This is a genomic window from Streptomyces kunmingensis, from assembly GCF_039533535.1.
GTDB classification, from domain to species: Bacteria; Actinomycetota; Actinomycetes; order Streptomycetales; family Streptomycetaceae; genus Streptomyces; species Streptomyces kunmingensis.
Genome location: NZ_BAAATS010000051.1, coordinates 37,522 through 44,128, shown reverse-complemented (window position 1 = coordinate 44,128; position 6,607 = coordinate 37,522). Strand labels below are relative to the sequence as shown.

At 68.1% G+C, this 6,607-nt stretch carries 9 protein-coding genes and 1 pseudogene; 3 read left to right on the top strand and 7 right to left on the bottom strand.

The window, feature by feature from the left end; translation table 11 throughout:
• Positions 1–450 precede the first annotated feature (450 nt).
• From ABD366_RS40115 to ABD366_RS40085, 7 genes are all read right to left on the bottom strand, one after another.
• The gene (locus ABD366_RS40115; RefSeq protein ID WP_324770795.1) at positions 451–1,029 is read right to left on the bottom strand and encodes a DUF7178 family protein; all 579 of its coding nucleotides are present in this window, start codon (positions 1,027–1,029) and stop codon (positions 451–453) included.
• A 185-nt stretch (positions 1,030–1,214) separates the two neighbouring features.
• Positions 1,215–1,499: a hypothetical protein gene (locus ABD366_RS40110; RefSeq protein ID WP_324770794.1), complete on the bottom strand. Its 285-nt coding sequence runs from the start codon at positions 1,497–1,499 to the stop codon at positions 1,215–1,217.
• Positions 1,500–1,504: 5 nt separating this feature from the next.
• Entirely contained in the window at positions 1,505–1,936 is a 432-nt protein-coding gene (locus ABD366_RS40105; RefSeq protein ID WP_324770793.1) for a DUF6573 family protein, read from the bottom strand.
• Positions 1,937–2,012: 76 nt separating this feature from the next.
• The gene (locus ABD366_RS40100; RefSeq protein ID WP_324770792.1) at positions 2,013–2,405 is read right to left on the bottom strand and encodes a DUF3846 domain-containing protein; all 393 of its coding nucleotides are present in this window, start codon (positions 2,403–2,405) and stop codon (positions 2,013–2,015) included.
• A 734-nt stretch (positions 2,406–3,139) separates the two neighbouring features.
• The gene (locus ABD366_RS40095; RefSeq protein WP_324771212.1) at positions 3,140–3,370 is read right to left on the bottom strand and encodes a hypothetical protein; all 231 of its coding nucleotides are present in this window, start codon (positions 3,368–3,370) and stop codon (positions 3,140–3,142) included.
• Positions 3,371–3,462: 92 nt separating this feature from the next.
• Entirely contained in the window at positions 3,463–3,813 is a 351-nt protein-coding gene (locus ABD366_RS40090) for a hypothetical protein (protein WP_324771213.1), read from the bottom strand.
• On the bottom strand, positions 3,810–4,310 hold the full coding sequence (locus ABD366_RS40085) for a hypothetical protein (protein ID WP_324771214.1): 501 nt from the start codon (positions 4,308–4,310) through the stop codon (positions 3,810–3,812). Before ABD366_RS40085 ends, ABD366_RS40090 begins: the two co-directional genes overlap by 4 nt.
• 584 nt (positions 4,311–4,894) lie before the next feature.
• Between ABD366_RS40085 and ABD366_RS40080 the strand changes: the two genes are divergently transcribed.
• From ABD366_RS40080 to ABD366_RS40070, 3 genes and pseudogenes are all read left to right on the top strand, one after another.
• Complete coding sequence (locus tag ABD366_RS40080) at positions 4,895–5,227, top strand: hypothetical protein (RefSeq protein WP_344443446.1); 333 nt, start codon at positions 4,895–4,897, stop codon at positions 5,225–5,227.
• A pseudogene (locus ABD366_RS40075) lies at positions 5,124–5,570 on the top strand (protein kinase domain-containing protein); the annotation flags it as partial. The gene ABD366_RS40080 and the pseudogene ABD366_RS40075, both read left to right, overlap by 104 nt.
• 2 nt (positions 5,571–5,572) lie before the next feature.
• Positions 5,573–6,364, top strand: a complete 792-nt coding sequence (locus tag ABD366_RS40070; protein WP_324775595.1) for a hypothetical protein — start codon at positions 5,573–5,575, stop codon at positions 6,362–6,364.
• The last annotated feature ends 243 nt before the right edge of the window (positions 6,365–6,607 follow it).

Sequence of the window (6,607 nt, the reverse complement as noted above, 5' to 3'; positions counted from 1 at the left end):
GCCGCGCGGTCTGCTCCGCAGACACGACGCGCCGCCGCTACGCGGCGGGTCCGGCGCAAGCGCCGGACAAGCCCCGCGCTCCGCGCGGGGTGGGGTCGCCGCTCCGCGCCGCCCCTCCTGACCAGCGCTCCGCGCAGTTCAGGAGCCTGATCGCTCCGCGATCCGGCAACGGCGCACCTGCGAGGCGAAGTGGAGCGCCTGTCGTACCTGACACGGCATCAGAAATACTGCAGTGTGTCAAAGTTGGTGGCCAGCTTAATTATCGACTCAGACCGTAACACCAATCTCCCGAATAGGACCAGACTTGACGTTCCGTCACACACTTTCAGTACGGTGCGTCAGGCACCTTCAGTGGGTGTGTCATTCCTGGCTTCGGCTGAATGATGGACTCCTGCCGCACCCCAGAAAACCTCCGGAGGCGCGGCAGGATATCGGCTCTTGGGTTGTCCCTCATTCCCGTTCGATGTGGGAAACCCAGGTTACTGCCTGCACCTTGCTGGGAATCTCCCCGATTTCATGGGCGGCGTTCCGGTAGCAGTCGGCGAGCAGGTTGTACCGTCCGAGTGCGCCCAATCCTCGGTCCCGTTGTCCGTAGATCTCGCGCACCGCGATATCGTGCGCGTGGCGGTCGATCACTACTGCTTCTGTGTTTTCCGGGTCCGCAATGCAGAGGTAGAAGTATCCGGTTTTTAGGTGTATGGGGAGGACTTCGCTCGGGTCGGTGCCTGCCATGATGCGGTTCGCTTTGGTAAGTGCGTCGCGGACGTGTCCCCCGGCTGCGGTTCCTTCGGTGAAGGCTTTCCGGGCGAGTCGGCAATTCTCGGTCCATGATTTGTTGGCGGACAGTGCGGCGAGTACGCCCGCCCCTTTCTTGGCGTCTCCTCCCGCGATTTCTACGGCTAGATTGTGGGCCGTGGTGTACCAGTCGCGTCCCTGGCGCTTTTGGTCGGTTGTGGCGGTGTGCCACTTTTCCGTGATCGCGCGGGTGTAGTCGGTGCGCTGTTCTTGGGTGCTCTTGACCGGGATCACTGTTTCCTCAGGGGGGTGTTGAGCGCGCGCTGTAGGGCGGGGAGGAGCGCGGGCCCTGAGGGCGGCTCAACTCGCCGGCGCGGCGCGGAGAGGGGCCTGGCGGCGTCGTGGTGGCCGGGCCGCTTGGCTGGAGGGGGCGGGAGGCCCTGTGCGGGCCTCCCGCTGTGTGGGTGATCCGGTGTGGGTCAGGCTCGGATGTAGTCGTAGGTGTCTCGGTCGACTAGGTAGCCGCTGATGTTTCCGTAGAACTCGGTGAGGCGGACGACGCCGCGTTCGTGGTCCCACAGGGTTTTTGGGGTGGCGTATTCGGCGACGTTGGGGAAGAAGTCGAGAATGGCTTTTGCAGCGTTCTCAACGGCTTCCTCGTAGGTGGTTCCCTCGGCGACGACAACGAATTTGTTGTCGGTGATCTGGGTCATGTAATTGAGCCAGTCACAGATGAAGGTGTAGGTGAGTTGCCTGGGGTCCATGGCGGTCAGCCCTCGTAGGGGAGCATGATCGTGATGACCGGCTCGGCTTGGTCGCCAGGCCCGATCTCGATGACGAGGCGGGCGAGTTGGGGCGTGCGGGAGGTGCCGTCGCGCTTGATGCGGTGCAGCGTGACGTGGGCGTGGATGCCTTTGCTGCGGGCGATGGCGAGGCGGGACATGAGCAGGACGTCCCAGAGGCGGCCGGTCTCGTCCTGGACGGTGTGCTGCTGCTGGTCGTCGGCGTCGGTCCAGGCCACGCAGTCTTCCCAGGCGGCCTTTGTGAGGGCGACGGGGACGCGGAATCCGGCTTCGTGGCTGAGGGTGCGTGGGGCCTCGACGAACAGGCCGTGTGCGATGGCCTGGGCGCGGGTCAGCGGGTGGGCGACGTACACGCCGTCGGCCGCTGCCTGTTCGGGGGTGTACTCGTGGTGGGTCATGGGGGCCCTTTCTGGGGTGGGTCTTCGAAGGGGTCGGGGCGGCACGGCCACAGCGCCGCCCCGGCGGTGGGGTGGGTTAGCTGCGGGTGCGCTGGGCGGGGATGCGTCCGGCGGTGAGGTACTGCTCGACGAGGTGGGCGGCCTCGTCCGGGGTGAGTCCGAGGGTGTTGCCCTGCGCGTCGGTGCCGCCGGTGAACAGGGCGTGCCCGAAGTACGCCTGGTGGGGCGGGCGGTGGAGGGCGTAGAGGCGGGTTGCGCCGTAGTTGGCGATCGAGCCGTTGAGCAGGCCTTCGTCGTCGAGCCACATGGTCAGGGACTCGGTGATGCGGACGGCGTCGATGTGGTCGCAGTCGCATGCCGCGTAGAGGATTTTCAGGTGGTCGTTGTCGTTAGCGGGCCAGTCGAGGAGGCGGAACTCGCCGTTGGTGCGGATGAGCAGCGCGAAGCTTGTGGTGGTGTGGGTGGGCATGGTTCTCCCTGAACTTGGGTGGGTGGTCTTCGTGTTGGGGTCCTGGCCACAGGACCAACCATCGAGATAAGGGTACCGCACTTGATCCCATAGGGATGGGTTATCGCCTCCCCTCCCGGCGTGTTTTTCTAGGTCCCAGGCCCGGAGGGGGCGCAGCGCGGGGCGTGTCGGGGCCCCTCGGCGCTTTTGCGCCGTGGGCGAGGAGTCCGGGCTGCGCGGAGCGAGCGGTGCGGGGCGCGGAGCGGCCCGGGAGCGTCAGCCGGTGTCCGAAGCGCGTGAGGGCGCGGAGCGCTCGGTCCGGGCGGGCGCGGAGCGGCCGGTCGGCACGCGGCCAGGCCGGTGCGGCGCGGAGCGCTGCACCGGCCGTCCGTCACGTGCCGTGCTGCGCCCCCTCCGGGCCTGGGAAAGGGGCGTGGTGCGCCCTGTGCGGCCTGCTGGCGGGCTGCGGCGGTGCGCCCAGTGCTGCGCGCCTGGGCGTCTGGCTGCGGACGTGCGTCGGCCCGCAGGTTACGGGGGGAGACCAGCGGGCCGACGTCCTCATGCTTGCACGCCCCGCTCCCAATCAGCGGTGTTTCAAACGGGTTTGTCGGGTCGGTGGGCGGCGGCGCGGGCAGCCGGCTGTTCAGGCGGCCGGGCGGTGAGGTGGTCGTAGAGGGCCATGCGGAACCTTCCGCGCCCGCCGCCGCGCCCGAGGCGGCGCGGCGGGGGCGATGCGTCGCGGCCGGGGCCGTGCCTCAGGGGCCGGAGCTTGGGCGGGTGGTGCACGTCGGGGCGGCGTGCTCGGTGCCGATGCCGTGGGGGTCAAGGTCGACGAGGTACTCGTCCGCGCCGTCGGTGACGGTGACGACCGTGGCCCATGAGGTGGGCTTGTAGTAGGGATGGACGGCAAGTGCTTGGCGCGCGACGTCGATCGGGTCGTCGGCGTCGTCCACGTCGATGGTCCAGGTGATGGCGTACTGCGGCATGCGTGGGACCTTTCGGGCGAGGCCGGGGCGGGCGGCGCCGCCCGGGCGTGGTGCTGCGGGCGGCCGGTGCCGGTCGGCTCGGTGCGCCGCTGTCAGGCCTTGGTGACGGCCTTGGGCGCGGCGGCCTGGTCGTCGTTGGTGCAGTCGGGGCACTGGTGGTGGGTGTCGCCGCACTCGTCGTGCTCGGCGTGCTCGCTGAGGACGTTTTCGGCCGTGTCCGCGTAGCCGTAGACGCCGGTCAAGTCGGCGAGGGTCTCGGCCTCTTCGCAGGTGAGCGTGCAGTCGTAGTGCGGCACCAGCTCGCTTGCCAGACCCGTGCCGACCCAGGTGCCGACGAAAGCGTCGCACGCCTGGGTGAGCTCGCGCAGTTGGTCCAGCGCGGTCTGCATGGCGTCGACCAGCTGGGCGGCGCGGTTCTCGTCGAACAGGTTGGATGCACTCATGCCGTCACGCCCTGCCGCACGATCCGGGCGCCGGTCAGCATCTGGTCGTTGACGGTGCCCGTTCCGCCTTCGATCACGTGCTCGTAGTTCGACCAGTGCTCGCCGAGGTGAGCCAGCAGGGCCGCGTCGTCGACGGTCGCGGACGCCGGGACGGTAAGGGTGAGGTGCGCCTCGTAGATGACCTCTTCGGTCACCTCGACCTTGACCCGCACCTCGATGTTCGGGTCGAGCGCGGGCAGTTCGTCGGGGCGCAGGCCCCCGGCCGGACGCACTGGGAGGATGGAGTCGTGGGCGATAAGGGTGGGGCCGTCCAGGGAGCCGTCGAGCAGCACGGACATCCAGCCCTCCTCACTCTCAGCGGGGTGAGCATCCAGGACGACCATGAGAGCGCCGTCCAGGACGCCGAGCTTGTCGCCCGGCTCCAACTCGCTGGCGTAGCGGCAGGTTTCGCCGTCGCAGTGGTAGTCGCGTCGGCGATGGAAGCAGAGTTTGGACACAGGTGTCCCCTTCATGCAGGTGCGGATGGTCTTCGGTGTCGGGGTCGGCCACGAACCCGAACAAGACAAGGTTACCGCGTTTACGCCCCCACTGGGGCGGGAAACGCCAGGCTTAGAGCATCAATTTCCGCAGGTCACACGGCATTTGGGGTGGGGGGAGGGCGCGCGGCGGCGGGGCCGTCGGGGCCCGCTCCCGCGCTCTGCGCGGGAGCGGCAAGGGAGTCGGCGGCGCGGAGCGCGGGACCGGGCGCGGAGCGGCCGGGGCCAACCGCCGCCGCCCGCAGCGCGTGAGGGAGCGGAGCGCCCGCACCCGACCGGCGCGGAGCGCCTGGACGGGGCACGCGGCCAGGTGCGGCGGCGCCGCGGAGCGGCGGTCCCGCACCGCCCGGCGGTGCCGTCGCCGCGCGCCCTCCCCCCACCCCAAATGCTGCGCCCAGGTAGCGTTTGCCGTCGTCGGCTCTGCCTGCAGCAAGCGATGCGTCTTGCGCTAGGCGAGAGACCTCGTTGTCAGACCTCTGCTGCATCATGAAGCGCAGGGCCAACTCAGCCCACCCGTATGAAGAGTGAGGCAGCATAGCGGCAAGGTGCAGCTGAAGCGCGACTGGACTCTGGGTGCTCAGTTCGGGGACGAGGGCGGCTTCAGAAAGGTCTTCGAAGCTCAGGCGGATGACGGGATGCCAGCCGTAGTGAAACCGTTTGCCCAGAGTCCTGGTGCGGACCGCGAACTGTCCCTTCCCCGGCCGGGTGCCCAAAACGTGATCCCCGTGCTCGATAGCGGTGAGCACATGGGCCAGTGGGCCATCGTGATGCCTCGTGCGGACCGATCCCTGGCCCAGCACCTCACGGACGCCGGCGGCTCGTTGTCCGTCGAAGAGACCATCACGGTGTTGCTGGACGTGGCCGTCGATCGCGCTTAGCAGCCTGGACGGTGACACTGTGCACCGTGATCTCAAGCCGGAGAACGTCCTCTTGCTGGAGGGCACATGGCGCCTGGCCGACTTTGGTCTGGCGCGCATTGCGGACGCCACCACAGCGGTGCATACCTAGAAGGGGGCCGGCACAGTACCGTACATCGCACCGCAGCGCTGGAGACTCGAACGGGCGACGAGCGCATCTGACGTATACGCACTGGGGGTCATCGCCTACCAACTGTTGTCCGGCGCCCTGCCTTTCGTCGGGCCCGACTTCCGTGATCAGCATCTGCACGCACCCCGCCCTCGCGTGACAGGCTGTCCAAGCCAGCTGGCCGGGCTCATCGAGGAGTGCCTGCTTATCGCCTCACAGGCGCGGCCGACCTCGGACAACATTGTGGCCCGCCTGCAGAAGATGCGTGCCACGCCGCCTGCGGCGGGCTGGCGGCCCTGGCCGAGGCGAACCGGGCCGCAACTGCGCGGCAGGCAGAGGACGAGCGGCGCTACTCCGCCCACCGCACCGAGACGGTGCGTCGTGAGCAGCTCTTCGACAGTGCCCGTTTCCTGCTGACTCGACTGTCTGAGTCCCTCCTGGCTGAGCTGGCCGAGGCCGCGCCGGCCGCCGTCCACTTCCGAGAACGGGACGGCGGCTGGACTCTGAAGCTCGGGGACGCGGAGCTGCACTTCTCCCGCGCCGCTCTTGCCCATCCCGAGCTGTGGCGACTTGAAGACATGCCCGCCGCGCCCTTTGACGTTGTCGCCTACGCACTCATCCAACTGCGATTTTCAGCGGACCACCGTGGCTACCAGGGGCGCAGTCACTCCCTCTGGTACTGCGACGCCCAGGCAGAGGAGCAGTTCCGCTGGTTCGAAACCGCCTTCATGCAGAACCCGATAGTGGGCAGGAGCCGTCCCCGCCCCGCCCGTGAGCCCTTTGCCCTCCCTCCCGAGCAGGACGCCCGGAGCGCAATCAGCAGTGCGCACCTGCGACAAGTCGCATGGCCGTTCACTTCCCTTAAAGCCGACAACCTCGACCCCTTCATCAGCCAGTGGGCGAACTGGCTGGCGCAGGCCTCACAGCGACGTCTCACCTACCCCAGCACCATGCCAGAGCGCCGCCCGCACGGAAGCTGGCGCACCTGAGGGAGGGACGTCGCACTTTCCATTCTGCAGCGGTTAAATTCCTGCCGCTGACGTGAATAGCGCAGTGATGCTGACACCCAAGACGGCAGTAGCAATAAAAGCTGACGACGCCTGCTTCACGGCCTGGATGTGGTCCCTCCCCTCCACTCGCGCCAGGAATCCAGCTGCAGCTGCGACTGCACTGGCGCAGAAGAGGTTCAACAGCACCGCGAGGGCGACGTACTTGTAGGTCACCGCTGCTCC